Annotated in this window: 25 protein-coding genes and 1 pseudogene; 10 read left to right on the top strand and 16 right to left on the bottom strand. The window is 60.1% G+C overall.

What is annotated here, in order from left to right:
• Positions 1-85 precede the first annotated feature (85 nt).
• Positions 86-781, top strand: a complete 696-nt coding sequence (locus ATY80_RS21650) for a fumarylacetoacetate hydrolase family protein (RefSeq protein ID WP_088694364.1) — start codon at positions 86-88, stop codon at positions 779-781.
• Between the two features lie 12 nt (positions 782-793).
• Entirely contained in the window at positions 794-1,321 is a 528-nt protein-coding gene (locus tag ATY80_RS21655; protein ID WP_088694365.1) for a gamma carbonic anhydrase family protein, read from the top strand.
• 152 nt (positions 1,322-1,473) lie between these two features.
• Here the strand turns inward: ATY80_RS21655 and ATY80_RS21660 are convergent, their stop codons facing one another.
• The 4 genes from ATY80_RS21660 to ATY80_RS21675 all read right to left on the bottom strand — a co-directional run bounded on the left by ATY80_RS21660 (position 1,474) and on the right by ATY80_RS21675 (position 3,994).
• Positions 1,474-1,674 (bottom strand): hypothetical protein, encoded by a 201-nt coding sequence (locus tag ATY80_RS21660; protein WP_088694366.1) that lies wholly within the window; start codon positions 1,672-1,674, stop codon positions 1,474-1,476.
• Positions 1,675-1,831: 157 nt separating this feature from the next.
• Positions 1,832-2,230, bottom strand: a complete 399-nt coding sequence (locus ATY80_RS21665) for a Fur family transcriptional regulator (protein ID WP_088694367.1) — start codon at positions 2,228-2,230, stop codon at positions 1,832-1,834.
• Positions 2,227-3,042 (bottom strand): zinc ABC transporter permease subunit ZnuB, encoded by an 816-nt coding sequence (gene znuB, locus ATY80_RS21670; protein WP_088694368.1) that lies wholly within the window; start codon positions 3,040-3,042, stop codon positions 2,227-2,229. The genes ATY80_RS21665 and znuB overlap by 4 nt, the downstream gene beginning before the upstream one ends.
• Positions 3,035-3,994: a metal ABC transporter ATP-binding protein gene (locus ATY80_RS21675; RefSeq protein ID WP_088694369.1), complete on the bottom strand. Its 960-nt coding sequence runs from the start codon at positions 3,992-3,994 to the stop codon at positions 3,035-3,037. Before ATY80_RS21675 ends, znuB begins: the two co-directional genes overlap by 8 nt.
• A 101-nt stretch (positions 3,995-4,095) precedes the next feature.
• Here ATY80_RS21675 and znuA point away from each other — a divergent pair, with 101 nt between their 5' ends.
• The 3 genes and pseudogenes from znuA (at position 4,096) to ATY80_RS29075 (ending at position 6,529) form a co-directional block, all read left to right on the top strand.
• Positions 4,096-5,082: a zinc ABC transporter substrate-binding protein ZnuA gene (gene znuA, locus ATY80_RS21680; protein ID WP_088694370.1), complete on the top strand. Its 987-nt coding sequence runs from the start codon at positions 4,096-4,098 to the stop codon at positions 5,080-5,082.
• Between the two features lie 79 nt (positions 5,083-5,161).
• A pseudogene (locus tag ATY80_RS21685) lies at positions 5,162-6,365 on the top strand (GTP-binding protein).
• Complete coding sequence (locus ATY80_RS29075) at positions 6,362-6,529, top strand: hypothetical protein (protein ID WP_189637230.1); 168 nt, start codon at positions 6,362-6,364, stop codon at positions 6,527-6,529. Before ATY80_RS21685 ends, ATY80_RS29075 begins: the two are co-directional and overlap by 4 nt.
• 49 nt (positions 6,530-6,578) lie before the next feature.
• On the opposite strand, the gene ATY80_RS21690 is transcribed toward ATY80_RS29075, so the two are convergent.
• The 10 genes from ATY80_RS21690 to ATY80_RS21735 form a co-directional block, all read right to left on the bottom strand.
• Positions 6,579-6,890, bottom strand: coding sequence for an RcnB family protein (locus tag ATY80_RS21690; RefSeq protein WP_088694371.1), 312 nt, complete (start codon positions 6,888-6,890; stop codon positions 6,579-6,581).
• Between the two features lie 164 nt (positions 6,891-7,054).
• Positions 7,055-8,668 carry a glycoside hydrolase family 43 protein gene (locus tag ATY80_RS21695; RefSeq protein ID WP_088694372.1) on the bottom strand — a complete coding sequence of 538 codons (1,614 nt, stop codon included), beginning with the start codon at positions 8,666-8,668 and terminating at the stop codon, positions 7,055-7,057.
• A gap of 95 nt (positions 8,669-8,763) precedes the next feature.
• Positions 8,764-9,795: an L-glyceraldehyde 3-phosphate reductase gene (gene mgrA / locus ATY80_RS21700; protein WP_088694373.1), complete on the bottom strand. Its 1,032-nt coding sequence runs from the start codon at positions 9,793-9,795 to the stop codon at positions 8,764-8,766.
• Positions 9,796-9,880: 85 nt separating this feature from the next.
• Positions 9,881-11,014 (bottom strand): Gfo/Idh/MocA family oxidoreductase, encoded by a 1,134-nt coding sequence (locus ATY80_RS21705; RefSeq protein WP_088694374.1) that lies wholly within the window; start codon positions 11,012-11,014, stop codon positions 9,881-9,883.
• 8 nt (positions 11,015-11,022) lie between these two features.
• Positions 11,023-11,784, bottom strand: a complete 762-nt coding sequence (locus ATY80_RS21710) for a sugar phosphate isomerase/epimerase (RefSeq protein WP_088694375.1) — start codon at positions 11,782-11,784, stop codon at positions 11,023-11,025.
• Positions 11,785-11,826: 42 nt separating this feature from the next.
• Positions 11,827-14,292, bottom strand: a complete 2,466-nt coding sequence (locus tag ATY80_RS21715) for a glycoside hydrolase family 2 protein (RefSeq protein ID WP_088694376.1) — start codon at positions 14,290-14,292, stop codon at positions 11,827-11,829.
• Positions 14,293-14,412: 120 nt separating this feature from the next.
• Positions 14,413-15,498 (bottom strand): ABC transporter ATP-binding protein, encoded by a 1,086-nt coding sequence (locus tag ATY80_RS21720; protein WP_088694377.1) that lies wholly within the window; start codon positions 15,496-15,498, stop codon positions 14,413-14,415.
• Between the two features lie 3 nt (positions 15,499-15,501).
• Entirely contained in the window at positions 15,502-16,437 is a 936-nt protein-coding gene (locus ATY80_RS21725; RefSeq protein WP_088694378.1) for a carbohydrate ABC transporter permease, read from the bottom strand.
• Positions 16,430-17,332, bottom strand: coding sequence for a sugar ABC transporter permease (locus tag ATY80_RS21730; protein WP_088694379.1), 903 nt, complete (start codon positions 17,330-17,332; stop codon positions 16,430-16,432). The genes ATY80_RS21725 and ATY80_RS21730 overlap by 8 nt, the downstream gene beginning before the upstream one ends.
• Before the next feature lie 211 nt (positions 17,333-17,543).
• A complete protein-coding gene (locus ATY80_RS21735) occupies positions 17,544-18,779 on the bottom strand; it encodes an ABC transporter substrate-binding protein (protein WP_088694380.1) in 1,236 nt (411 codons plus the stop codon).
• Between the two features lie 453 nt (positions 18,780-19,232).
• Here ATY80_RS21735 and ATY80_RS21740 point away from each other — a divergent pair, with 453 nt between their 5' ends.
• Both ATY80_RS21740 and ATY80_RS21745 read left to right on the top strand, forming a co-directional pair.
• Positions 19,233-20,267 (top strand): LacI family transcriptional regulator, encoded by a 1,035-nt coding sequence (locus ATY80_RS21740; RefSeq protein ID WP_088694381.1) that lies wholly within the window; start codon positions 19,233-19,235, stop codon positions 20,265-20,267.
• 68 nt (positions 20,268-20,335) lie between these two features.
• Complete coding sequence (locus ATY80_RS21745; RefSeq protein ID WP_088694382.1) at positions 20,336-20,893, top strand: cysteine hydrolase family protein; 558 nt, start codon at positions 20,336-20,338, stop codon at positions 20,891-20,893.
• Positions 20,894-20,942: 49 nt separating this feature from the next.
• Here ATY80_RS21745 and gndA read toward each other — a convergent pair whose 3' ends face one another.
• Positions 20,943-22,394, bottom strand: a complete 1,452-nt coding sequence (gene gndA, locus ATY80_RS21750; protein WP_189637231.1) for an NADP-dependent phosphogluconate dehydrogenase — start codon at positions 22,392-22,394, stop codon at positions 20,943-20,945.
• Between the two features lie 125 nt (positions 22,395-22,519).
• Here gndA and ATY80_RS21755 point away from each other — a divergent pair, with 125 nt between their 5' ends.
• The 3 genes from ATY80_RS21755 (at position 22,520) to ATY80_RS21765 (ending at position 24,135) form a co-directional block, all read left to right on the top strand.
• Positions 22,520-23,305, top strand: coding sequence for a helix-turn-helix domain-containing protein (locus ATY80_RS21755; protein WP_088694384.1), 786 nt, complete (start codon positions 22,520-22,522; stop codon positions 23,303-23,305).
• Positions 23,306-23,373: 68 nt separating this feature from the next.
• Positions 23,374-23,772, top strand: coding sequence for a polyketide cyclase (locus tag ATY80_RS21760; RefSeq protein ID WP_088694385.1), 399 nt, complete (start codon positions 23,374-23,376; stop codon positions 23,770-23,772).
• Between the two features lie 9 nt (positions 23,773-23,781).
• Positions 23,782-24,135: a VOC family protein gene (locus ATY80_RS21765; protein WP_088694476.1), complete on the top strand. Its 354-nt coding sequence runs from the start codon at positions 23,782-23,784 to the stop codon at positions 24,133-24,135.
• Here the strand turns inward: ATY80_RS21765 and ATY80_RS21770 are convergent.
• On the bottom strand, positions 24,089-24,853 hold the full coding sequence (locus ATY80_RS21770) for a PAS domain-containing protein (protein WP_088694477.1): 765 nt from the start codon (positions 24,851-24,853) through the stop codon (positions 24,089-24,091). The genes ATY80_RS21765 and ATY80_RS21770 overlap by 47 nt on opposite strands.
• Positions 24,854-24,859: the final 6 nt, after the last annotated feature.

Consider the following 24,859-nt stretch of genomic DNA (forward strand, 5'->3'; position numbering starts at 1 on the left):
TGACGGTTGCTTTGCCGAACGACGCTTTCCCCGGCCGTTGGTTTCCGTTTAAGATGCCAGGACTCACGAACAGCAAGAGCTTGCAATGTTCCTTCCCGCCACCGTCATCCCGCTTCCGCACCCCGTCCTGCTTCCCGTCGAGGGCACAGCGGAGGCATTCCCCGTGCGCCGCGTCTATTGCGTCGGGCGCAACTATGCCGACCACGCGATCGAGATGGGGCATGATCCAAGCCGCGAGCCGCCCTTCTTTTTCCAGAAGAACGCCGATAACCTACTGCCTGAAGGCAAGGATTTCCTCTACCCGCCGCTGTCAAGCGATGTGCATTTCGAGGTCGAGTGCGTGCTGGCGCTGAAGGCCGGCGGCCAGGATATCGCCGCCGACAAGGCGCTCGGCTGCGTCTACGGCTACGCGGTCGGCATCGACTTCACACGTCGCGATCTGCAGGCAGAGGCGAAGAAGCTCGGCCGCCCCTGGGAGGTCGCCAAGGCCTTCGAATATTCGGCACCGGTGTCACCGATCGTCCCGGCAGCCAGGCTCGGTCACCCCTCGTCAGGCAGGATCTGGCTGGAGCTCAACGGCAAGCGCGCGCAGGATGGCGACCTCAACCAGATGATCTGGAAGGTGCCGGAGATCATCGCCGAACTGTCGAAGCTCTTTATTCTGGCACCCGGCGACGTCATCATGACCGGCACACCGGCCGGCGTCGGCGCCGTGAAGAAGGGCGACCGCGTCGATTGCGGCATCGACGGCATCGCCACGCTTTCGGTCAACGTGGCCTGAGGGGGAGACGTCATGCCCGTCTATGCGCTTGGCGAATTGACGCCGGACCTGCCGCCATCGGGCACCTATTGGATCGCGCCCGACGCCCACGTCATTGGTCAGGTTTCACTTGGCGTCGACGTCGGCATCTGGTTCGGCTCGGTTCTGCGCGGCGACAATGAACCGATCACGGTTGGCGCGGCAACGAATATCCAGGAAGGCGCAATGCTGCACACCGATCCGGGGTTTCCGGTAACGATCGGCGAAGGCTGCACGATTGGTCATCACGCCATCGTGCATGGCTGTACGATCGGCGACAATTCCCTGATCGGCATGGGCGCCACGGTGCTGAACGGCGCGAAGATCGGCAACAACTGCCTGGTCGGCGCCAATGCGCTGATCACCGAGGGCAAGGAGTTTCCCGATAACTCTCTGATCGTCGGCTCGCCCGCACGGGTTATCCGTACGCTCGACGAGGCGGCAATCGCCGGGCTACGCCGCTCCGCTGAGAAGTATGTCGGCAACTGGCAGCGTTTCGCGCGGGACCTACGCCCTCTCTGAGCGTCAGAACAGCAGACCGACGCCGGTCACGTTCTTGACGGCCGTCTTCACGAGATCGAAGACGGCATTGAGGATTTTCTGCGCGGCTGCGTAAAGCAGGAACTCGAACTCCGCCAGCGCGCTGTTGAGATTGAGTTCGAGAAGATGCAGCGTCAGGTCCGCAGCCTTGACGGTGATTTTGCCGCAAGCTGCGCCATGACCTTGGCGGTCTTCTGCGCGATGAAACCCAGCTGGTCGGTCATCTCGTCGCGAATGGCGGTCCCTTGGTCCCTTGCCGTCCCGGCCGCGACGGACAGCAGGCCTTCAAGAAGTTCGTCTACAGATTTTGGTGCGAAAGTCGCGTCAACAGGCATGGATGTTTCCCATACTTCAATGAGCTTCCATCGTCTTTGCAATCCCGCAGCCCTCAGCCCCGCCGCACATCATAAGTCAGCCAAAGATACAATCAATAATTACATTCAATCAAATACGCAATCGCTGCGGGATATCGGTTGTAAGCGTGGCGTTGGTCTAAGCGGCACACGCCTCACACAGGCCACGGATTTCGATTGTGGTCTTCTCTGCCTTGAACTTCTTGCCGCGCGTCCAATCCATGAGGCGGTGATCGACCTCGTGGTCATGGAACTCCATGACATGCCCGCAGCTCTCGCAGATCGCAAACGCAACGATGCCGTGGCTGTGGCAGTTTTGCTCCGGATGCGCGCAGGCAACGAAAGCATTGATACTTTCGAGCCGGTGCACGACACCGTATTCGAGCAGCTTCTCCAGCGCCCGGTAGACCTGCAGCGGCGCGCGAAAACCGTGATCGCGCAGCTTGTCGAGGATCGTGTAGGCGCTGAGCGGTCCGTCGGCCTTTTCGAGAACCTCGAAAACGAGAGTCTGGTTCTTGGTCAAAGCAGGTGCATTCATGAACGTTGTCCTTCCAAGGCCTGCCCGCGCCCGCGCTTCGGCAGCAGGCTCAAAACGAAGAGGATCAAGGCTGCGACGACGATCGACGGGCCGGAGGGCGTGTCGTAGGTCAGCGACCCGAACAGCCCGCCGACCACAGCAACGGCGCCGATCAGCGAGGCGAAAATGGCCATCACCTCCGGCGTCGAGGCGAAGCGCCGAGCAGCCGCCGCCGGGATGATCAGAAGCGAGGTGATCAGCATGATGCCGACGATCTTCATGGCAATGGCGATGACGACGGCCATCAGCAGCATGAAGAAGAGCCGCGCCCGCTCCGGCTGCAGCCCTTCGGCCTCGGCAAGCTCGGGGTTGACGGTGGAGGCCAGAAGCGGCCGCCAGAGCCAGGCAATCGCCGCCAGAACGAGGATGCCGCCACCCCAGATCATGACGATATCAGTCTTCGAGACCGCAAGAATGTCGCCGAACAGAAAGGCGATGAGATCGATGCGCACCCAACTCATGAAGGCGACCATGACGAGACCGATCGCCAGCGTCGCATGCGAGAGGATACCGAGCAGCGCATCCGCGGACAGCGCCTGGCGCTTCTGAAGGAACAGCAGGAGGATCGACACCGTCGCCGCAACTAGGAACACCGCGAGCGTCAGGTTGAACTGCAGTAGCAGCGACAGCGCGACGCCGAGCAGTGCTGAATGGGCGATCGTATCGCCGAAATAGGCCATGCGCCGCCAGATGATGAAGCAGCCAAGCGGGCCTGTTGTCAGCGCCAGCCCGACGCCGGCAAGGATAGCGCGGACGAAGAAATCGTCAAACATGGCGCTCTCCTGCGGGCTGCTTGTGATCGTGCATATGGTCGTCGGCATGATGATGATCACCGCCGACATGGCTGTGGTCATGGCTATGACCGGCGTGATCATGCCCTGCGTGGTCGTGGTGGGTGTGGTCGTGCCCATCATAGTCATGATGATGGCCATCGTCGGGGTGGCAGTGATCGGTGACGGAGCCATCGGAATGCAACACCCGACCATCGGGCAGATGCGTGTGGTCGTGGTGGTGGCTGTAGACCGCGAGCGCCTGCGCCGCGCGACTGCCGAACAGGCGGACGTATTCCGCGCTCTGGGTGACCGCCTGCGGGGTGCCGCGGCAGCAGACGTGACCGTTGAGGCAAATCACCGTATCGGTTGCCGCCATGACGACATGCAGGTCGTGCGAGATTAACAGAATGCCGCAGCCGGTCGTATTGCGGATCGACTGGATCAGATCGTAGATCGCGATCTCGCCCGAGAAATCAACGCCCTGCACCGGTTCGTCGAGCACCAGGAGGTCAGGTTTGCGGGCGATCGCGCGCGCCATCAAGGCCCGCTGAAACTCGCCGCCGGACAGGTGCTGCACTTCGGCACCGAGCATGTGCGACAGCCCCACAGCTTCGAGAGCAGCCGCCATATCGGCGTCGGAAAGAGGTCCGGTCAGCGTCATCAGCCGGCGGACTGTGAGCGGTAGCGTCCAGTCGATCGCCAGCTTCTGCGGCACATAGCCGACCTTGAGGCCGGCGGCGCGCTCCACCCTTCCCTCGTCGGGCTTCAATACGCCGATCGCCGTCTTGACGGTCGTCGATTTTCCCGAGCCGTTGGGCCCGATCAGCGTCACGATCTCGCCGCGCGAAACGGAGAAATCCACGCCGCGGACGAGCCAGCGGCCGTTTCTTCGAACGCCGACATTGGAAAGCGAGACCAAGGGCTTCGCTTCGGAATTTGCGGGAGAGAACATCATTTTTCCGAATGTGCTGTTGCGACTTGCTATCGCACACGTTATAGCATAACGCAATTGATGTAATAACATAACAATTGCAATTCAAGCGGAGTACACGGATGAAATTCGCGATGGCCCTTACCCTCGCAGTCCCCGCCATCTTCTTTGCCGAGGCGGGCAGAACGGCAGATGCGCCTGTCGTGGTGACCTCGATCAAGCCGGTTCACTCGCTCGTATCGGCGATCATGCAGGGCGTCGGCACGGCCGAACTGATCGTCGATGGTGCCGCCTCGCCCCACACCTACAATATGAAGCCGTCAAACGCACGCGCGCTACAGAACGCCAAAGTGGTGTTCTGGGTCGGCCCGGGGCTCGAGGCGTTTCTGGAGAAGCCGCTGGAGGCGATCGGGTCCGATGCCATCGTCGCCGAACTCGACAAGGCGCCCGGCCTCACGAAGCTCAACTTCCGCGAAGGCGGCGCCTTCGAGCCGCACGATGACGGTGACCACGACGGCGACGATCATCATGACGGCCATGGGCACGATCATGCCCATGCGGACGCAGATCATGACCACGATCATGGGGCATTCGACACCCATCTCTGGCTTGACCCGCAAAATGCCAAGGCGATGGCTGCCGAGATCACCACCACCCTCGTCGCAGCCGACCCCGCCAATGCCCTCACCTACCAGGCCAACGCCAAGACGCTGGACGACCGACTAGACGCGCTGGACAAGGAAATCACCGGTATCGTGTCACCGGTCAAGGACAAGCCGTTCATCGTCTTCCACGATGCCTACCAATATTTCGAGAACCGCTATCACGTACGGGTCGCCGGTTCGATCACCGTCAGCCCCGAAACCATCCCCGGTGCGGAACGCATCGCGGAGATCCACAAGAAGGTCGGCGAACTCGGCGCCACTTGCGTCTTCGCCGAACCGCAGTTCCAGCCGCGATTGGTCGATGTGGTGATCGAGGGGACGAAGGCGAAAGCCGGCGTCCTCGATCCCGAGGCCGCCACGCTCGATGCCGGGCCGGACCTCTATTTCAACCTCATGTACGGCATTGCCAACAGCATGAAGGACTGCCTTTCGAGAGAAAGCTGAGGAAGACGGCAAAGGCGGACCTCGCAGTCCGCCTTTTTTCAGCATTACGCATGTAATTATATAACATCTCTAGAACTGAATGAATACGAAGCTTCCCCTAACGGTGCTGTCGGGCTTTCTGGGCGCCGGCAAGACCACGCTGCTCAACCATATCCTTGGAAACCGTCCGGGTCTGCGTGTCGCCGTGATCGTCAATGACATGAGCGAGGTCAACATCGACGCCGCCCTGGTACGCGATGGTGGCGCCAACCTCTCGCGGACCGACGAAGAGCTGGTGGAGATGACGAACGGCTGCATCTGCTGCACGCTGCAGGACGATCTCTTAAAGGAAGTCCGCCACTTGGCGGAACAGGGACGCTTCGATTATCTCCTGATCGAATCAACAGGAATTGCCCAACCTCTGCCTATCGCGACGACCTTCGAGTTCCGCGACGAGAACGGTGCAAGCCTCTCCGACGTCGCCAGGCTCGATACGATGGTCACGGTGGTCGATGCGGCCAACCTGCTCTCCGATTATGCGTCCGCGGACTTTCTGGCCGATCGCGGTGAAACCGCAGGCGATGGCGACAATCGCACTATCATCGATCTCCTGGTCGAACAGATAGAATTCGCCGATGTGATCATCCTCAACAAGATCGGCACTGCGACGCCGGCTGAATGTCAGGCAGCACGGCAGATCATCGTGGGGCTCAACCCGGACGCCAGGCTTCTTGAAACCGATTTCGGCCAGGTCGACTTCCGCGACGTACTGGGAACAGGACGCTTTGACAGCGAGCGCTGAAACGCATCCGCTCTGGTACAAGGAACTGCACGGCTTTTCCGACCATGTGCCGGAGACAGAGGAATACGGCATCCGCTCCTTTGTCTATCGGGAAAAGCGGCCCTTCGAACCTGCCAAACTGCAGCGCTTCTTCGATACTGGTTGGCCCGGGGTCGTCAGAGCGAAGGGCTTTTTCTGGCTGGCGACGCGCCCGCATCACGTCGGCGAAGTCAGCCAGGCCGGAGCACTGCTGCGGACAGGCAAGATGGGGCTCTGGTGGTCGTCCGTGCCGCGCGAGCGATGGCCGGACGACGAACGCTTCATGACAGCGCTATCGCCCTATCTCGATCCCATCTGGGGCGACCGCCGGCAGGAGATCGTCTTCATTGGCAGCGATCCGATGGACGAGGACTGGATACGGCGGCAACTCGATGCCTGCCTCGTGCCGGAGGAGACCTTTGCACCCGAGAAATGGCGCGGGCTGCCGGATACCTTCGCGAGCTGGGAAGAGCGCGTAGCGTGACGACGCAAGCTCCGAAAACCTATCGCTGTCACTGCGAGGAATATGACCCTCTGCCGCCGATCGAGGGATTGGCTGCACCGCGACAAGCGGAAGCGGATACCGGCGCCATTGCTCGGGTGGCCGCCGCGATGCAGCGGCTCCTGCGCAGACAGGCGCCCGATTGAATCAGAAGGGCGGCATTCAAGCCGCCCTTCCACATATTCGGCGTTGTGCCTAGCGAATGACAATATTCGCGATCACGCCGTTGACCGAGCCGATGAGCAGGAAGTCGTTATCGACCTGTACCCAACGATAGCCGCGCGGTGGAGCCGACAGGCGGTAGCGATGATAGTCGCGCACGTCGCGCATGTGGCGGCGCTCGGTGGGTGTCATGCGATGGCCGCGCGTCCACTTGTACTTCTTGACGTGAACATCGCGCTCCACAACAACCGGCCGACGATGATCCTGGGCGCTCGCTTCAGTCGTTGCCAGCAGCGGAGCGGCAATCACGGTAGCGGCAAGAAGGATGGTGGTGAGCTTTTTCATTGGGAGGTTCCTCGTGTTGAACACGCCACGAACCTAGGCCAGAAGAAATGAACCGAAACTGAAACTTAAGTTAAACTTCTGTAATCATAACAGATGCTTAAAAGCATATCCTAAATTTCGAAATGCGATATCGCCCGGATTTCCGGGCGATATCGGGCCATCGATCAAAGTTCGTCGTAGTTGAACCAGTCGAAATCTGCCGTCTTTGCACGCCCCGACGTATCGAAGGCGAAGACCCCGGCGAAGGCGCCCGTAAACGAGCCATGTTCGCCACGCCCGCCTTCATCTGACACGACGCCCGCATCGAGGACCGGACCAATTGGCTGCCACGCCCCCTTGCCTTCCGTCTGCCAGAAAAACTGAAGGTCGTTGTCCCTGATTTCCATGGAAAGCTGTACACGCCCCTCCGCCGGAATGGCCACACCGCTGCCTGCCGGGAAGCTGAGGCGGCTGTTCGGGTAGTCGCCATCACAGGAGAAGATCGTGACGCACCGTCCCAGCTTTTCATGCAGGGTCACGCCGATCGCATGAAATTTGTGCCTGTTGTAATAGTGCGTCAGGCCGGCGACCTGCTGGTAGGTGTCGGGATCGAATTCGACCACCGTCTCCGCCCGGAAGCTGTGGTGCTCCTGGCGGCGCGCGACGAGAGACTGTTCGAACCACGAGCCGATGCTTTCACGCGCGATTAGCCTGAGGTGTCCGGGCCGGTCGGTCAGGTTGAAGATACGCTCCGGCTTCGGCGTGCGAAGCCACTGGAAGTCGGCAGGCAGGCTGACGCCATCGAAGCTGTATTCGCTGCGCATGGACTTCTCGACCGGCACGGCACCTGCCAGTCCCGGCACGGTGACATCGGGAACGGTCGTGCCATTTTCGAGATAGAGCCAGCCATCTTCCTTCCAGACGCACTTCTGCAGGCTGGTTTCGCGGCCGAGCGTACAGCGGCGCTTCGGCGGCATCGGCCGGCCGCAGAGATGCGTATGATAGACCTGGCCATCCGGCGTTTCGACATACTGGCCGTGCCCTGCCCGCTGAAGAACGGCTTCCGGATGGTCCTTCGACGTGATGAGGTGCTTGTTCGGATGCATCACATAGGGACCGTCGATGTCACGTGAACGCGCCATTGTCACCGCATGATCGTAGCCGGTGCCGCCCTCGGCGGTCGTCAGGTAGTAGTAGCCGTTGCGCTTGAAGAGATGCGGTCCTTCGACGAGGCCGAGCGAACTGCCGGCGAAGATGTTCTTGATTGGCCCCTTCAGCGACTTCGTGGCCGCGTCCCACTCCTGCATGAGGATGCCGTCGAAGGCCGGCGATTTCGGCGCGCCGCCGAAGCTCTCGGTGCGGTGGTTCCACTGCATGTTCAGGAACCACTTACGGCCGTCATCGTCATGGAACAGCGACGGGTCGAAGCCGGAAGAATTCACGTAGACAGGCTCGGACCATCCGCCCTCGATCGTTGGCGAAGTCACAATGTAGTTGTGCGCATCCTTGAAGTTGCCGTCCAAGCGCTTGACGTCGGTATAGACCAGCCAGAACACCCCGTCGGCATAGGAAAGACAGGGCGCCCACACGCCGCAACTATCGGGATTGCCACGCATGTCGAGCTGCGACTGGCGCTCGAGCGGACGCCGCACCATCGTCCAGTTCACGAGATCGCGTGAATGATGGATCTGGACGCCGGGATACCATTCGAAGGTCGAGGTGGCGATATAATAATCGTCCCCGACACGGCAGATGGACGGATCCGGGTTGAAGCCCGGTAGGATCGGGTTGCGGATCATGCTGAAATCTCCTCCCTGAGATATGCGCACAGCTTGCGTTACGTACATCAAATTCCAAGAAAGAACGCCCGGAAGGTCGTTCCGGGCGCTTCGGTTTATTCGCGTTCTGCAGACTTGGCCCACAGATTGATGTCCGCCTCGCGAGCGTAGACGTCGATCTCCTTGAGCTCCTCGGCAGTGAAGTCGAGATTGTCGAGCGCCTTGACGCAATCGACAATCTGCGACGAGCGGCTCGCGCCGATCAGCGCCGAGGTCACGCGGTCGCCGCGCAGCACCCAGGCGATCGCCATCTGTGCCAGCGTCTGGCCACGACGTTCCGCGATCTCGTTGAGCTTGCGGATGTTGTCGATGATCTGAGGGCGGATGAAGTCCTTCTTGAGGAAGTGGTTCTGCGCCGCACGGCTGTCCTGAGGGATGCCGCCGAGGTACTTCGTCGTCAGCATGCCCTGTGCCAGCGGCGAGAACACGATCGAGCCCATGCCGACCTCGTCGAGCGTGTCGAGCAGCTTGTCGTCCTCAACCCAGCGGTTGAGCATGGAATAGCTCGGCTGGTGGATCAGGCACGGCGTGCCGAGATCCTTGAGGATGGCGGCAGCTTCGCGGGTGCGTTGCGAGTTGTAGGACGAGATGCCGACATAGAGCGCGCGACCGGAGCGCACGATATGATCAAGCGCGCCGCAGGTTTCCTCGAGCGGCGTATCCGGATCGAAGCGGTGCGAGTAGAAGATATCGACATAATCGAGACCCATGCGCTTCAGGCTCTGGTCGCAGGAGGCGATTAGATACTTGCGGCTGCCCCACTCGCCGTAAGGACCCGGCCACATGTCGTAGCCGGCCTTGGACGAGATGATCAGTTCATCGCGCAGGCTGGCAAATTCGGTGCGCAGGATCTCTCCGAAGGCGGTCTCGGCGCTGCCGGGAGGCGGGCCGTAATTGTTGGCGAGGTCGAAATGGGTGATGCCGAGATCGAAGGCCGTGCGGCACATGTCGATCTTGCGGTCATGGGGCGTGTCGCCGCCGAAATTGTGCCAGAGGCCGAGCGAAACGGCCGGCAGCTTCAGGCCGGAACGGCCCGTGCGGTTGTACTTCATCTTCGAATAGCGGTCGGAAGCCGGTTGCCAGCTCATCGTTCTGATCCTTTAAGCAAAAAGGCGCGGGCTCGTCGCCCGCGCCGGACCATAGTCCTTTGGACGCTTACTTCAAGAGCGCCCACTATTTCAGGAGCGCTTGGGCCTCTTCGATGCCGAGTGCGGCCGGCTGCGTGCAGGTCGTCGTCAGTTCGATGAAGCGGCCTTCCTCGCCCGACTTCAGGATCGAGGTCATGACGTCGACGCCGTGCAGCGTGCGATCGAGCGAGCAACGCGCATCGCGGCCCTCGATGATCGCCATCGCCATGTCGGCAAGGCCGGCCGTGCGATAGTTGGCGCGCGGTCCCTGCGGGCTCTCCTGGTTGAAGATGCCGAAAGGATGCTCCCAGCCGTCGAGTGGCTTGACATCCTTGTCGCGGCCGCTGGCCTCGACCACGCCGCCGAAGAAGTTCGGATCCGGCACGTAGAGCGAACCGTCGGTGCCGTAGAGCTCCATGTTGGCATGGCGATGAGACCAGACATCCCAGCTCGCCGTCAGCGTGATCGTCGCGCCGCTGACGAATTCGAGGATCGCCTGGATCGTCGTCGGCGTCTTGACCGGGATAACCTCGCCATGACGCGGCTGGCTGGTGATCGTGCGGGTATCAGACGCCATGGAGGTCATGGCGCCGACGCGCTTCACCGGGCCGATCAGGTTGATCAGATTGGCGATGTAGTATGGACCGAGATCCAGGATCGGGCCGCCGCCGGGCAGAAAGAAGAAATCCGGATTCGGATGCCACATTTCCATGCCCGGGCTCATGACGTAGCATGCGCCGGAGGTGACGCGGCCGATGCCGCCCTCGTCGATGTATTTGCGGGCGAGCTGATGCGCGCCGCCGAGGAAGGTGTCAGGCGCGCAACCGACGGAGAGGTTCTTCTCCTTGGCGATGCGGCGCAGTTCCTCACCCTGCTCGAGGGTCAGAACCAGCGGCTTTTCCGAATAGACGTGCTTGCCGGCTTCGAGGATCGCCTTCGAAACCGGGAAATGCGCGTCCGGGATGGTCAGGTTGACGATGACGTCGATCTCGTCATTGGCGAGAAGCTCGTCGATCGTCTGTGCCTTCACGCCGTACTCCTCGGCGCGGGCCTGGGCGGCCTGCACGTTGATATCTGCGCAAGCCAGAACCTTCAGGCCCTTGAAGAGCGGGGCCAGCGAGAAGTAGGTAGTGGAGATGTTGCCGCATCCGATGATGCCGACGCCAAGTTCCTTGGTCATGATGTGCCTCAGTAGGTCTTGAAAGATGCGATCGAGCGGGTGATCAGGCGATCGACATCAGCGGGATTGTCATGTTCGACGACATAGTGCTTGGTCTTGGTGCCCTTCAGCGCCGTGATGAGCTTTGCCCAGGGCAGCGTACCGTGGCCGACATCCGCCCAGCCGTCTTCGTTCTTGTTTTCGCCGGCAGGCGCGATGTCCTTGACGTGCGCCGAGGTGATGCGCGATCCGAGCTTCTCGATCCATGCGAAGGGATCCGCACCGCCGCGAACGACCCAGGCAATATCCGCTTCCCAGGAAATGTCAGGCGCGCCTTCGAAGATCAGCTCGATCGGCAACGAACCGTCGGCAAGCTTCACGAATTCGAAGTCGTGGTTGTGCCAGCCGAATTCATAGCCGGCGTCCTTGTAAGGCTTGCTCATTTCCTGCAGGCGCTTGCCGAATGCCAGCCAGCCGGCACCGTCGGTCGGGCGCTGATCGGCCGCCAGATGCGGGGCATAGATCGAGTCCATGCCGAGGATCTTGGCAATGTTCAGAGACTTCTGCACTTCGCCGTCGAGGAAATCCGGGCTGAAGTGGCCGCTCGCCATGACAAGGCCGTTCTTGTCCAGTTCGGCGCGCAGGCTCTTCAGGCCGGCATCGTCGAGATCGGCATAGATACCGCCGAAGCCTTCGACTTCCTGGTAGCCGGCCCTGCCGAGCTTTTCGAAGATCGCCGAATAGGGCTGGAAATTGCGGGCGCTATAAAGCTGGAAACTCAGTTTCGTCATTATTCCTCCTCGGGCCTCGTGCCCATTACATTTCAGTCAGCATCAATCCACGGACTGACAGGATTGCAGGTCGTAGAAACGGAAATCCGGCAGTGAGCCGCCCTCAAGCGGTGTGGCCGGGGTGAAGGTGATGCGGCGCGTCTCGCCCGCCGCCAGATCGAAGGCATTGTCGGAATATTTGCCGTCGGTATCGGTCTCGATCATCACGAAGAGCGCAAGTCCCTTGGCGGTGACATTGACGCAGACGGAGCCGTCCTCCTCGACATATTCGTGCGTGACCATCAGGCCGGCGGGTTCGAGCTCCAGCGCCTTGTAGGTGCCGTGCACATAGTGCCCCTCGCCGCCCATGCCGTTCGAGGCGGTGAAGCGCCAGGCGAGCAGCGTGCCTGCCGGAAGGTCAGCCACCTCGATCGTTGCAGCAGTGACCGCGGCATCCTGTGTGCAGACCGCCTGAACATCCTTCAGGTGCTTGCGCTCGCCCTTCATATCGAGGACCGAGAGAGACAAATCGATGCTGACCGCGGCAAGTGTATCGTTGACCAGCGAGAAGCGGATCTGCTTGCTGTCTTCCGATGGGATGGCGGCGACCGCCACCGGCTGGAAGAAGCGCTTGACCAGATAGTGCATCGCCTTCCAGCGGCCGCCATAATCGAGGCTCGACCAGGAAGCCACCGGCCATGTGTCGTTGAGCTGCCAGTAGATCGTGCCCATGCAATGCGGCTTCAGCGACCGCCAGTATTCCACGGCCGTCTTGATCGCGAGACCCTGCTGGATCTGGCTGAGATAGACGAAGTTAGGGAAATCCTTCGGGAAGCGGAAATAGCGGAACATCGTGCCGGCGATGCGCTCGTTGCCGCCGGCGTTCTTCTGGTGCAGTTCCATGACCGGCGACGCGACGTTCATGTCCTTGGCGTCGGCATAGGTCTTGATGACGGGCAGCGATGTATAGGACTGGAAACCGAACTCCGAGCAGAAGCGCGGCCGCACCGAGCGGTAATTGTCGAACGACTTGTTCTCGTGCCAGACCGACCAATAATGCATGTCGCCGGAACCATCGGCATGCCAGGCATCGCCGAAATCGAGATAGCCGGAAGCCGGGCTCGACGGCCACCAGATCGCATCCGGCGCCGCCTTCTTCATCGCCTGCTCGATCGTCCGGTTGAGGCGATCGTACGAGACGAGATAGCGGTCGCGGTCCTTGCGCGATTCCTCGAACCAGGTGAGCGCGCCCACCAGTTCGTTATCGCCGCACCAGAGCGCGATCGACGGATGCGAATTCAGGCGGCGAACCTGATAGTCGACTTCAAGCGTGACGTTGTCGAGGAAGTCCTCGGTCGACGGATAGAGATTGCAGGCGAACATGAAGTCCTGCCAGACCATCAGGCCGAGCCGGTCGCAAAGATCATAGAAATGATCATGCTCGTAGAAACCGCCGCCCCAAACGCGGATCATGTTCATGTTGGCGGACTTGGCCGATTGCAAAAGGTCCTCGGTCTTTTCGGGCGACGACAGCGAGAAGAGCGCGTCCGCGGGGATCCAGTTGGCACCGCGGCAGAAGATTTCGCGGCCGTTGACCTTCAGCGCGAAACGGCTACCGGCAGCGTCAGGCGTCGTGATGAGTTCGAGGGTGCGAAGACCAATCTGCTTGGTCACCGCATCCGTTGGCAGATCGACCGTCAGTGCATAAAGCGCCTGCTCGCCGCTGCCGGAAGGCCACCAGAGCCGCGGCTTCTCGATCTCGAAAACATGATTGACGACCGTTTCTCCGGCTCCGACGCCGACGTCCAGGCGAACGCGCTCACCATCAAGCGAGAAATGGATCGGCACGATACCGGGGTTCTCCGCAAACAGTGTCGCAGTAACCTGCAGATCCACGGAACCGTTCAGATTGTGCACCTGCCGCGTCGTCACGTGTTCGATGCGAGCCGTCTCGAGTTTGCGCAGCGCGATCGTGCCGTAGAGCCCAAGGGGGCCAATCGCGATGTTCCAGTCCCAGCCGAAATGGCACTGAGGCTTGCGCAGCATGTTGCCATTCGCAATCGGCGAGTTGCCGGGATGATATGGAATGTAAAAGGGCTGCCTGGCCTGCCGGTCGACACCGGCGGCAATGCTCGAATGCAGGACGATACGGATAATGTTGTCGCCGGTTTTCAGCTGGCCGCCAACATCAGGTCGATAGCGCCGAAAGCTGTTATCTGCGAGCAGAACCGGCGAGCCGTTGATGAAGACGGCAGCCACGGTATCGAGATAGTCGATATCGAGATACCAATCGCCATCAGGCTCCGACAGCGTGAAGCTGCGCTCAAGCACCCAGTCGCGATGCGCCACCCACTGAACGACTTCCTCGTTGCGGCCGAAATAGGGATCGGGAATGAGCTTGGCAGCATGCAGCGCCGTGTGCACATCGCCCGGCAGCGTGATCGACGTCGTGATGTCCCCATCGGCGGAGCTAAGCGTCCACGATCCGGAGAGGTCGAGGTTGAACCCGTTTTTCGGCAAGGATGTCATAACATTATCCCGATCGGGCTACGCTTGGGAATGCCCGCACCAGCGAGCCGCAGCCGAACTTGGTGGCCAGATGGCCGATTAAAAGAACGGGCGGAACGATAGCTCCGCCCGCATTGCGGTCTAAAGACGAAGCTCGGTTTCCGCATCGAAGATCGACGCCAGCGACATATCAAAGCCGAGCTTGAGGGCTGTGCCGGGGCTGAAGCGGCGCGCGCCATTGATGCGTACCGACATTGTGTGGCCGGCATGCTTCAACCACAGCAGGTTGTCGGCGCCCATCGGCTCTTCGATATCGACCGTAGCATCGTGGACTTCAGCGCCGAGGTTCTCGTTAACCTTCACATGTTCCGGACGAACACCGAGAATGACCTTGCGGCCCGCCTGCAGCACTTCCGGTGTGTCGTAGTGCGCCAGCGAAAAGTTCACGCCGTTCGCGGCAAAGAACGTCTGATCCCCCTGCTTGGTGATCTCACCGCGTAGGAAATTCATCGACGGCGAACCGATAAAGCCGGCAACGAAGAGATTGCGCGGCTTGTTGTAGATCGTGGTCGGATCGGCAAGCTGCTGGATGATGCCGCTCTTCATGATCGCGATACGGTCAGCCAAGGTAAGCGCCTCGATCTGGTCGTGTGTGACGTAGATCATCGTGTTGTTCAGCGACTGGTGCAGGCGCTTGATTTCGACGCGCAGTTCCGAGCGCAGCTTGGCGTCGAGGTTCGACAGCGGTTCATCGAACAGGAACACATCCACATCGCGTACCAGTGCGCGACCGATTGCGACGCGCTGGCGCTGACCGCCCGAAAGTTCGGCTGGCTTGCGCTTCAAGAGCGGCTGAATCTGCAGAATTTCCGCGGCGCGCGCCACGCGCTTGTCGATCTCCTGTTGCGGCACCTTGGCGACCTGAAGACCGAAGGAGAGGTTTTTCTCGACGCTCATCTGCGGATAGAGCGCGTAGGATTGGAACACCATGCCGATGCCACGATCCTTGGGCTCTTCCCAGGTAACATTCTTGCCCTTGATAAAAATCTGGCCGTCGGAGGCGTCGAGCAAGCCGGCGATGCAGTTCAACAGCGTGGACTTGCCGCAACCGGACGAGCCGAGAAGGACGAGGAACTCCCCGTCATTGATTTCGAGATTGAGGTCCTTGAGAACGCTAATCGCGCCGAAATTCAAAGACAGATCGCGGATGGAAACACTGGAATTCATGGATCAGCCTTTCACTGCGCCGGCGGCGATGCCACGGACGAAAAGTCGTCCCGATACGAAGTAGACAACGAGCGGCACCAGACCCGTCAGGATCGTTGCGGCCATGTTGACGTTGTATTCCTTCACGCCCTGGACAGAATTGACGATGTTGTTGAGCTGCACGGTCATTGGGTAATATTCCGGCCGGGTGAAGACGACGCCGAACAGGAAGTCGTTCCAGATGCCGGTGACCTGCAGGATCATGGCGACGACGAAGATCGGCAGCGACATGGGCAGCATGATCTTGAAGAAGATCTGCCAGAATCCTGCCCCGTCGATACGAGCCGCCTTGAAGAGTTCCTGCGGCAGCGATGCGAAGTAGTTCCGGAACAGCAGCGTCAGGATCGGCATGCCGAAGATGCTGTGCACGATGATCAGGCCGGTTAGAGTCCCGTAGATCCCCATTTCACGCAGCACGATAACGATCGGATAGATCATTACCTGATAGGGAATGAATGCGCCGACGACGAGGATCGCGAAGAACAGCTCGGAACCCTTGAAACGCCAGTTGGCGAGCGCATAACCGTTCACCGAGGCGATGGCGATCGAACCGATCACCGAGGGAACCGTGATACGGACCGAATTCCAGAAGCCGCGAGAGAGACCGTCGCAGTTGAGCCCGGTGCAGGCAGTTGCCCAGGCCTTTACCCAGGGTTCGAAGGTGATTTCGACCGGCGGCGAGAAGATATTGCCAAGCCGGATTTCCGGCATGCCCTTCAGCGACGTGACGATCATCACGTAGAGCGGAAGCAGGTAATATGCTGCGGCAACGAAGAGCGTGCCGTAGAGCATGATGTTGCGCGGAGAAATGACCCGCTTGGGCTTCGGGCCACTCGGCCCCGAGACGGACTTGCCGGACGCGCGGCCATCGGCGGTCTTGAGAGCAATAGCATCAGGCACGTTTACGCCCTCCGAATTCCAGATAGGCCCAGGGAATGATGATGATCGCGACGGTGATCAGCATCATGGTGGAGGCGGCGAAACCCTGCCCCAGATTCTGAGCCTGGAACATGTAGTCGTAGACGTATTTGGCGGGCACTTCCGACGCGATGCCGGGACCACCTGATGTCTGCGCCACGACGAGGTCGTAGACCTTGACGATGCCGCTCGCGATGATGACGAGCGTCGTGATGAACACCGGCCGCATCATCGGAATGACGATGAAGAGATAGGTCTTCCACATCGGGATGCCGTCGACGCGCGCAGCCTTCCAGATGTCTTCATCGATGCCACGCAGACCGGCCAGCATCAGGCACATCACAAGGCCGGTTCCCTGCCAAAGCGCGGCGATCAGGATGCCATAGATGACGATTTCGGGCGTATAGAGCGGATCGAAGGTGAAACTCGACCAGCCGAGCGAGCGGACGACGGACTGCACGCCGAACTCGGGATTGAGCACCCACTGCCAGACGAGGCCCGTCACGATGAACGACAGGGCGAATGGGTACAGGAAGATCGTACGGAACGTATTCTCGAACCGGATCTTCTGATCCATCAGAGCCGCCAGGACAAAGCCGATCACGAGGCTAAAAATTAGGGAGAGAACACCGTAAACGGCCAGATTCTCGATCGAAACGATCCAGCGCGGAGCAGCCCAGAGGCGCTTGTACTGATCGAAACCGACGAAGCTCAACCGAGGAAGGAGCTTCGAGTTGGTGAATGAATAGACCACCGTCCAAGCCGTGCCGCCGAGAAAGATAACAAGGGCGGTAAGGATCATGGGGATGGAAGCAATCTTCGAATTCAGATTGCGCAGTAACTGATTTGGCCGGCCTGCTTTCGCTTGACCCGTCATTGTAATTCCTCCTGAATCGCAATTCCTCTGTGATCCAGAGCGGCGAACCGTCTGCCGGTCGCCTCCTCCTCTCACTCCCATATCGAGACCGGCGATTGCGCATCAGCGCGTCAGCCTCGAGCGCTGCCGCCACCCGGATCACGATGGGAGTTCCGGGCAAATCCGGCTCCGTCAAACGGAGCCGGATCGCAACAGCATCGGAATGCGACGATCAGTCGGCAGAAGCGATGATTTCAGCGAAGCGCTTCTGAGCGGCTTCCGGCGTCATCGACGGATTTGCGAAGAACTCGGAGAAGAGGTCTTCCTTCTGCTTCTGGCTATCAGCCGACAGAAGCTGGTCCGTGCCTTCGATCACATTGCCCTTGGCCAGGATATCGAGGCCCTTCTTCATGCAGTCGTTCGCGGCTCCGAGGTCAACGTCGCCGCGAACCGGCAGAGAGCCCTTCTTCAGGTTGAAGGCAACCTGCGTCTTGGGATCGAGAAGCGTCTTGGCGAGGACATCCTGCGCCTTCGACTTGGCTTCATCCTTGAGCAGCGGGAAGTAGAAGGCATCACCACCGGTGGAGATGATCTCGTTCACGCCAAGGCCCGGAAGGCAGGTGTAGTCGGTACCGGCCTTCTGACCAGCAAGCTGGAACTCGCCCTGCGCCCAGTCACCCATGATCTGGCCGCCGGCCTTGCCGGTGATGACGAGGTTGGTTGCCTGGTTCCAGTCCTGAACGTTGCTGCCCTTCGACATGCGACGCGCATCATCCGCGGCCTTGAAGACCTTAGCGATCTCGGGACCGGCAGCGACTTCGGCGTCCTTGTCCTTGAATACCTTGTGGAAGGTATCCTTGCCGGCGATCGCGACCATCAGGACGTCGAATGCGCCTGCGGCCTGCCATGGTTGACCACCAACGGCGAGCGGAACGATGCCGGCCTTTTCAAGCGCCGGAGCAGCGGCGACGAATTCATCCCAGTTCTTCGGCACTTCGACGCCGGCCTTCTTGAAGGCCGCGTTCGAGAGCCACAGCCACTGCCAGGAGTGGATATTGACCGGGGCGCAATAGATCTTGCCGTTGATCGTGCAGGAATCGAGCAGGCTTGACGGACGGATGATGTCCTTCCAGTGCTCGGCGGTGGCGACATCGGTCAGATCGCGCATCAGGCCAGCCTGGACCAGCTCTTCCGCCTGGCGACCATGGTTGAACTGCGTGGCACCCATCGGGTCGCCGCCGGTGATGCGGCTGATCATGATCGGACGCGCGGTACCACCGGAACCGGCGATTGCACCGTCAACCCACTTGTTGCCGGTCGCATCGAATGCCTTTGCGAGTTCCGCCACGGCAGCAGCTTCGCCGCCGGATGTCCACCAATGGGTGACTTCAAGATCGGTCGCGTTGGCCGCACCGAGCGGCAACACGACGGAAGCGGCAAGCGCAGCCGCCATCAAACGAAAATTCATGAGTTCTCCTCCCTCACTGAAACGTTGCCGGAAAAACTTAGTTCAATCGATATTTGGGTGCAACAGCCCGCCTCGAAAATTTTCCCTTTGGCTGCCATTTGCTACCATTGCCTGTCAAAACGCAGCGTTTTCGACAGCATGCCATAATGATGAGCGACCGATTGAGCAGCTGCACAATCAAACGTATACTATTGATCTATATGCATTATTTATAATAGGCTTAGAGCGACCGTCTAATCATTCACTCGCACCTGCAAAAAATCCGGGCAAAATTCACAATTTCAACCATTGCGAGCACAGACAACACCATCGCGAAAAAAGACCCTCGACAATTCAACTGTATCGTTACAGATTTTGCTTGTTCAGAGGAGGAGCAGCTAGCGTTCTTTGTGCTTACAGCGCTTCGAAAAGACACTATAAGCGGGACCAAATTGCGCAGGACGGCCTAGAGGGATGGAAAACAAAGCGAATTTTGCAGGAGCCACCGCAGAGGCAACTCGCGAGCGGCCAACACTGAAAACAATTGCCTTCATGACCGGGCTCGGCGTGACGACAGTGTCGCGCGCGCTCAAGGATGCTCCTGACATCGGCGCGGAAACCAAGGAACGGGTTCGCATGGTCGCCCGCCAGCTCGGCTACCAGCCGAACAGGGCCGGCGTACGCCTGCGCACCGGCAAGACCAACGTCATTGCGCTGGTACTCAGCATTGATGAAGAGATCATGGGTTTCAGCAGCCAGATGGTGTTCGGCATCTCGGAGGTATTGACCGGCACGCCCTATCACATCGTCGTCACGCCGCATTCGCACAGCAAGGATCCGATGCTGCCCGTGCGCTACATCCTGGAAACAGGGTCGGCCGACGGCGTCATCATCTCCCGCATCGAGCCCGACGATCCCCGAGTCCGCCTGCTCACCGAGCACAACATGCCCTTTGCCACGCACGGGCGCACCGATGCCGGTCTCACCCATCCGTTTCACGACTTCGACAACGAGGCTTTCGCCCATCAGGCTGTCGAGAAGCTGGTCGGACGGGGACGCAAACGCATCGCCCTGCTCCAGCCTCCAAGCAAGCTGACCTATTACACGCACACGCGGATCGGATTTCAGACCGGACTACATGACTACGGCGCCGAGGAAGTGCCGTTGCGCGTCACGATCGACAATCCGCTGGAGGAAATCCGCAACGCCGTAGAAGTCATGATGCGCGCATCGAACGCACCGGATGGAATCGTTTGCTCGGCCGGAAGCGCCGCCATCGCCGTCAACGCCGGTATAGAGGCCGCCGGCAAGCGGCTTGGCCGGGATGTCGACATGGTCTCCAAGGAATCGGCGCCGATCCTCAACTGGATCCGTCCCGAGATCATCACCGCCTACGAGGACGTCCGCCATGCAGGACGCGAAATGGCGAAGGCAGTCATCGCCCGCATCGACGGCGTCGAACCGGAACTGTTGCAAAGCATCAGCCAGCCTGTCTGGAAGAGCAGGTAGACATCGCCACGCCAACCCTTATTGATGGCGGCAGAGGCACAAACAATCACAGCGGAGACGCACTGGATATGACGACGGCACTGCTGATCATCGACGTTCAGAACGCCATTCTCAGAGGCAAGAGCACGCCCGATCGCCAACCCATCATCGATGCGGCGCTGGACGAGACCGTTTCGCGGCTGCAATCACTTCGTGACGAGGCCCACCGCGCGGGCGCGCCTGTTATCCTCGTCCAGCACGATGGCGACCCAGGTCATCGACTGGCGGTCGGCACCGACGGCTGGGCCATCCGGCCGGAACTGTCGCCGGACAAGGGTGACACCGTCGTTCACAAGAAGAGCTCAGACTCGTTTTTCCAAACGGACCTCGCCGACAGGTTGGCAGAACGGAACGTCACGCACCTGATCGTCGGCGGCTGCATGACGCAGTTTTGCGTCGACACGACTGTCAGGCGCGCGGTCTCGCTTGGCTATGATGTCACGCTGGTTGCCGACGGCCACGCGACGGCCGATTCGGGAACACTGAACTTCGCTGATATCGTTGCGCATCACAACGAAACGCTTGACGATTTCGATGCTGGCAACGCCCGCATCCTGGTTCGACCGATCGAGGATATTCGCTTCTGAAGCGACGCCTTCGGGCCCGAAACCACCCGGCCGGCCTTTTCAGCAGCTTTTAGAACGTTGACGCGCCACTGCCCCAAGGGCCGTGGTGGAAATCCTTGCCGTCGAGGCGATCGAAGCCGTGCGCGCCGAAGAAGTCGCGCTGCGCCTGGATCAGGTTGGCCGTACCGCGACCCTGGCGATAGGCATCGAAATAGGTCAGCGCCGAGGTAAGCGCCGGAACCGGCAGGCCGGCCTGCAGGGCCGCCGTGACGACACGGCGTAGCGCCGGGATTGATTCCTTGACCATCTCGGAGAAGGCAGGCGTCACGATCAGGTTGGCCGCATCCGGCGCCTTGGTGAAGGCCGAGGTGATCTCGTCAAGGAACTGCGAGCGGATGATGCAGCCGGCACGCCAGATCTTGGCGATAACGGGCATCGGAAGCGACCAGTTAAACTCGCGCGATGCTTCCGCCATGACCGCAAAGCCCTGCGCGTAAGCGCCGATCTTGGCCGCAAACAGCGCCAGTTCCAGATCCTTGTTGAGTTCCGGTCCGTAAGCGATCGGGAACTTGTATTCCGGCTTGCCGAAGATCTTCTCGGCGGCTTCGCGTTCGGTCTTCATCGACGACAGGCTGCGGGCGGCGACGGCAGCCTCGATCGCGGTTGCCGGAATGCCCATGTTCTGGGCTTCGATCGCCGACCACTTGCCGGTGCCCTTCTGGCCGGCTTTGTCGAGGATCATGTCGACCATCGAGCCACCGGCGAGCGGATCGGTCGCGGCCAGCACCTTTTCGGAGATTTCGATCAGATAGGAATTCAGGCGACCCTTGTTCCATTCGCCGAAGATGCCGCTGATGTCCTTGGCGCTCTTGCCGACGCCGTCGCGCAGGATGCCATAGATCTCGGCAATCATCTGCATGTCGGCATATTCGATACCGTTGTGGATCGTCTTGACGAAGTGACCGGCACCGTCATTGCCGAGCCAGGCAACGCAAGGATCGCCGTTGTACTTGGCGGCGATCGACGTCAGCACCTTCTCGACGCGCTTCCAGGAGTCCTCGGTGCCGCCGACCATGATCGATGGACCATGGCGCGCACCTTCCTCGCCGCCCGAGACGCCCATGCCGATGAAGGTCAGGTCGGTGTTCTTCAGGCGGTCGAAACGAGCGATCGTATCGCGGAAGTTTGCATTACCGGCATCGATCATGATGTCGCCCTTGGAGAGGTAGGGGCGCAGCGCTTCCATCTGCTGATCGACGGCCTCACCGGCTTTGATCATGATGATGATCGGACGTGGCGGGCGGATCGCTTCGACGAATTCCTCGATCGTCTTGCAGGGAATGATCTGCTTTTTTAGGTCGCCGGCGCTTTCGTAGAATTCATCCGTTTTCTCAGGCGTTCGGTTGAAGACGGCAATCTTGTTGCCTTTTTCCGCAATGTTGAGCGCCAGGTTGGAACCCATGACGGCAAGGCCGATCAGCCCGATTTCTGCCTTTTCCACGATACACCTCCGATGAGTCATTTTGGACCGGTGTTGTGGCACTCTCTGGCTCAAACGGCAAGTTCGATTCGGCTTCGAATCGGCCTCGTATTGCCGGCGTTGCAAACTAAGCCATATTCCCTCTTAGTCTCACAGGAAGAGAGCCGATGAGCCGCGCAGGAACACATGAGGATGCAGTTCTCGCCGCGCGCGCCGGCCGATACACGGAGTATGCGCCCGCGCCTGCGCTTGGTGCTCATTTTGGCTGCCTTTGGTCACACGATATTCACGAAGGAGCCGATCAGAGGATCGCGATCGTACCCGACGGCTATTGCGACATCGTCTGGGTGGGCGGCAGGCTTGTGGTCGCAGGCCCGGACCGCAGCAGCGCCTTCCCGACGCTCGCCGGTGGCGAGAGGATAGTGGGCGCGCGCTTCGCCCCGGGAGCAGCCGCCGAGTGGCTGAAGGTGCAGCTCTGCGACATTGTCGGTCAATCAATTCCTCTGGAAGATTTCTGGGGAGCCGCGGCACTCAGATTGAATGAATTGCTATGCGCCTGCGCCAATTCGGACGAACGGCTCTTGCAGCTAAGATCCTCTCTTGAGCAAGAGGCCGCGAAACATGCAACATCGGCAAGGGACATGGCCTCGGTATTTGCGCGGGCAAGCGACATTTCGCAGTCCCGGGACGTGGTCGATGCCATGCTCGACGACCTCTCCATCGGCGCGCGCCAACTTCGTCGACGTTGCCACGCCCATTTCGGTTACGGACCGAAGACGCTCGCCCGAATTCGCCGATTTCAGGGCATGCTCGGCCTTTGCCGTAGCAAGAGCCTCCCGCTCGCAGAGTTGGCAGTTGCGGCCGGCTACGCCGATCAGGCGCATATGACCCGCGATGTACGCGAAATTTCGACGCTGACGCCCATGCAGCTTCAGCAGCAGATAGCAGGTTGAACGTCCGTTTTCTTCAATACGAAACCGTTTGTTTTGCTATCTCCATTAGAGCACCACAGGAAAACGCCATGTCTACGATGCCCGCAAGGATCATCCACCGCTCCATCGACCGGAATTGGCGCGACGTCTATGCCTTTGCGGCCGCCCCTGAGAACATGCCACTCTGGGCGTCCGGATTGGCCTCAGGGTTGGAGCACAGCGGCGAAGACTGGATTGCTACCGGGGCTCTCGGCGCGGTGAAGGTCAGTTTCGTCCCGCACAACGAGTTCGGCGTCATCGACCATACGGTAACAATCGAGAGCGGGCTGCGCGTCTACAACGCACTACGGATCGTGCCGAACGGCGGTGGCTGCGAGGTCATGTTCACGCTGTTGCGCATCCCCGGCATGACAGACGAGCAATTCGAGGCCGATGCCGCGCATATCGCGAAGGATCTGACGGCATTGAAGGCATTGATGGAAGCATAGGAGGCGATGATGGCTGCAACAGCGGACACCCGACGTATCGACTACATCGAATTCAACGTCGGCAATATAGAAGCCACCAAAGCGTTCTACCGCAGGGCCTTCGGCTGGTCCTTTACCGACTACGGCCCCGAATACTGCGAATTCGATGACGGGCGGCTCAAGGGCGGCTTTACGACACTGGGCACTCCGCAGCCTGGCGGCCCCCTCGTCATTCTCTATGCGGACGATCTTGAGGCCGCCCTTTCAAGCGTGGAAGGCGCCGGTGGGACCATTGTGAAACCGATCACCGGGTTCCCTGGTGGACGCCGGTTTCACTTCAGTGATCCGGATGGATATGAGCTTGCCGTTTGGACGAAGAGTTGATCAAGCGACGGTCGGCGCCTTCGCTCCCGGTATGCTGCATGATGATCAAGGCACCGATCACGCTTCCTGAAGAATCTCGCAATGGCGACATGCGGCAACGAACCGTTTTCACCGCATCGCCGTCGCCGCGCTCATAAGCGTAGTCGCTTCCGCGCCCTGCAAAACAAGCGTCGAGCCTTGCCTTCGCGCCTCCATGAAAGCGCTTCTCGCCAATAAATTCGATCAGGTGACGACCGATCAAATCGATCGCCTTCTTGCCGAGATAGGTCGAGTTGACGGTATTGGAATAGAGATACCGATAGTCCCTCGTCAGCACAGCGACACGATCCGGTATGGCATCGAGGATTGCCGCATTCAGGAAGTTGCCATTGTCGACGTTCGGCGTGAACGCAAAGGGATCGACAATAGGCTGCCTCTCGACCGGCATCATCCGCCAGCGAGGCGCGGCCCCACCGAAGTACTTTTCCATGAGCGTGGAAAGCAGCGCAACATAGCCGCGAACGGACTCACTGTCGTCCGCATACTGGTCAATGAGACAGCTGACGAATTCGAGCTGCATATGAACTTCGAGGATATTCGTCGCAGAGTGCCCGAGGATTGCGTCGACGAGTGGCTCGACCGAGCAATCGAGTATGCTTACGCGCGCGTCATCGCCCGCTGCGATAGCTGCATCGATCTGCGCACAACACAATGAGAACGCCCGAAAAAGCCCCAGCAAGACGCC

Origin of the sequence: Rhizobium sp. R711 (genome assembly GCF_002211365.1) — a bacterium.
Classification (GTDB): Bacteria; Pseudomonadota; Alphaproteobacteria; order Rhizobiales; family Rhizobiaceae; genus Rhizobium.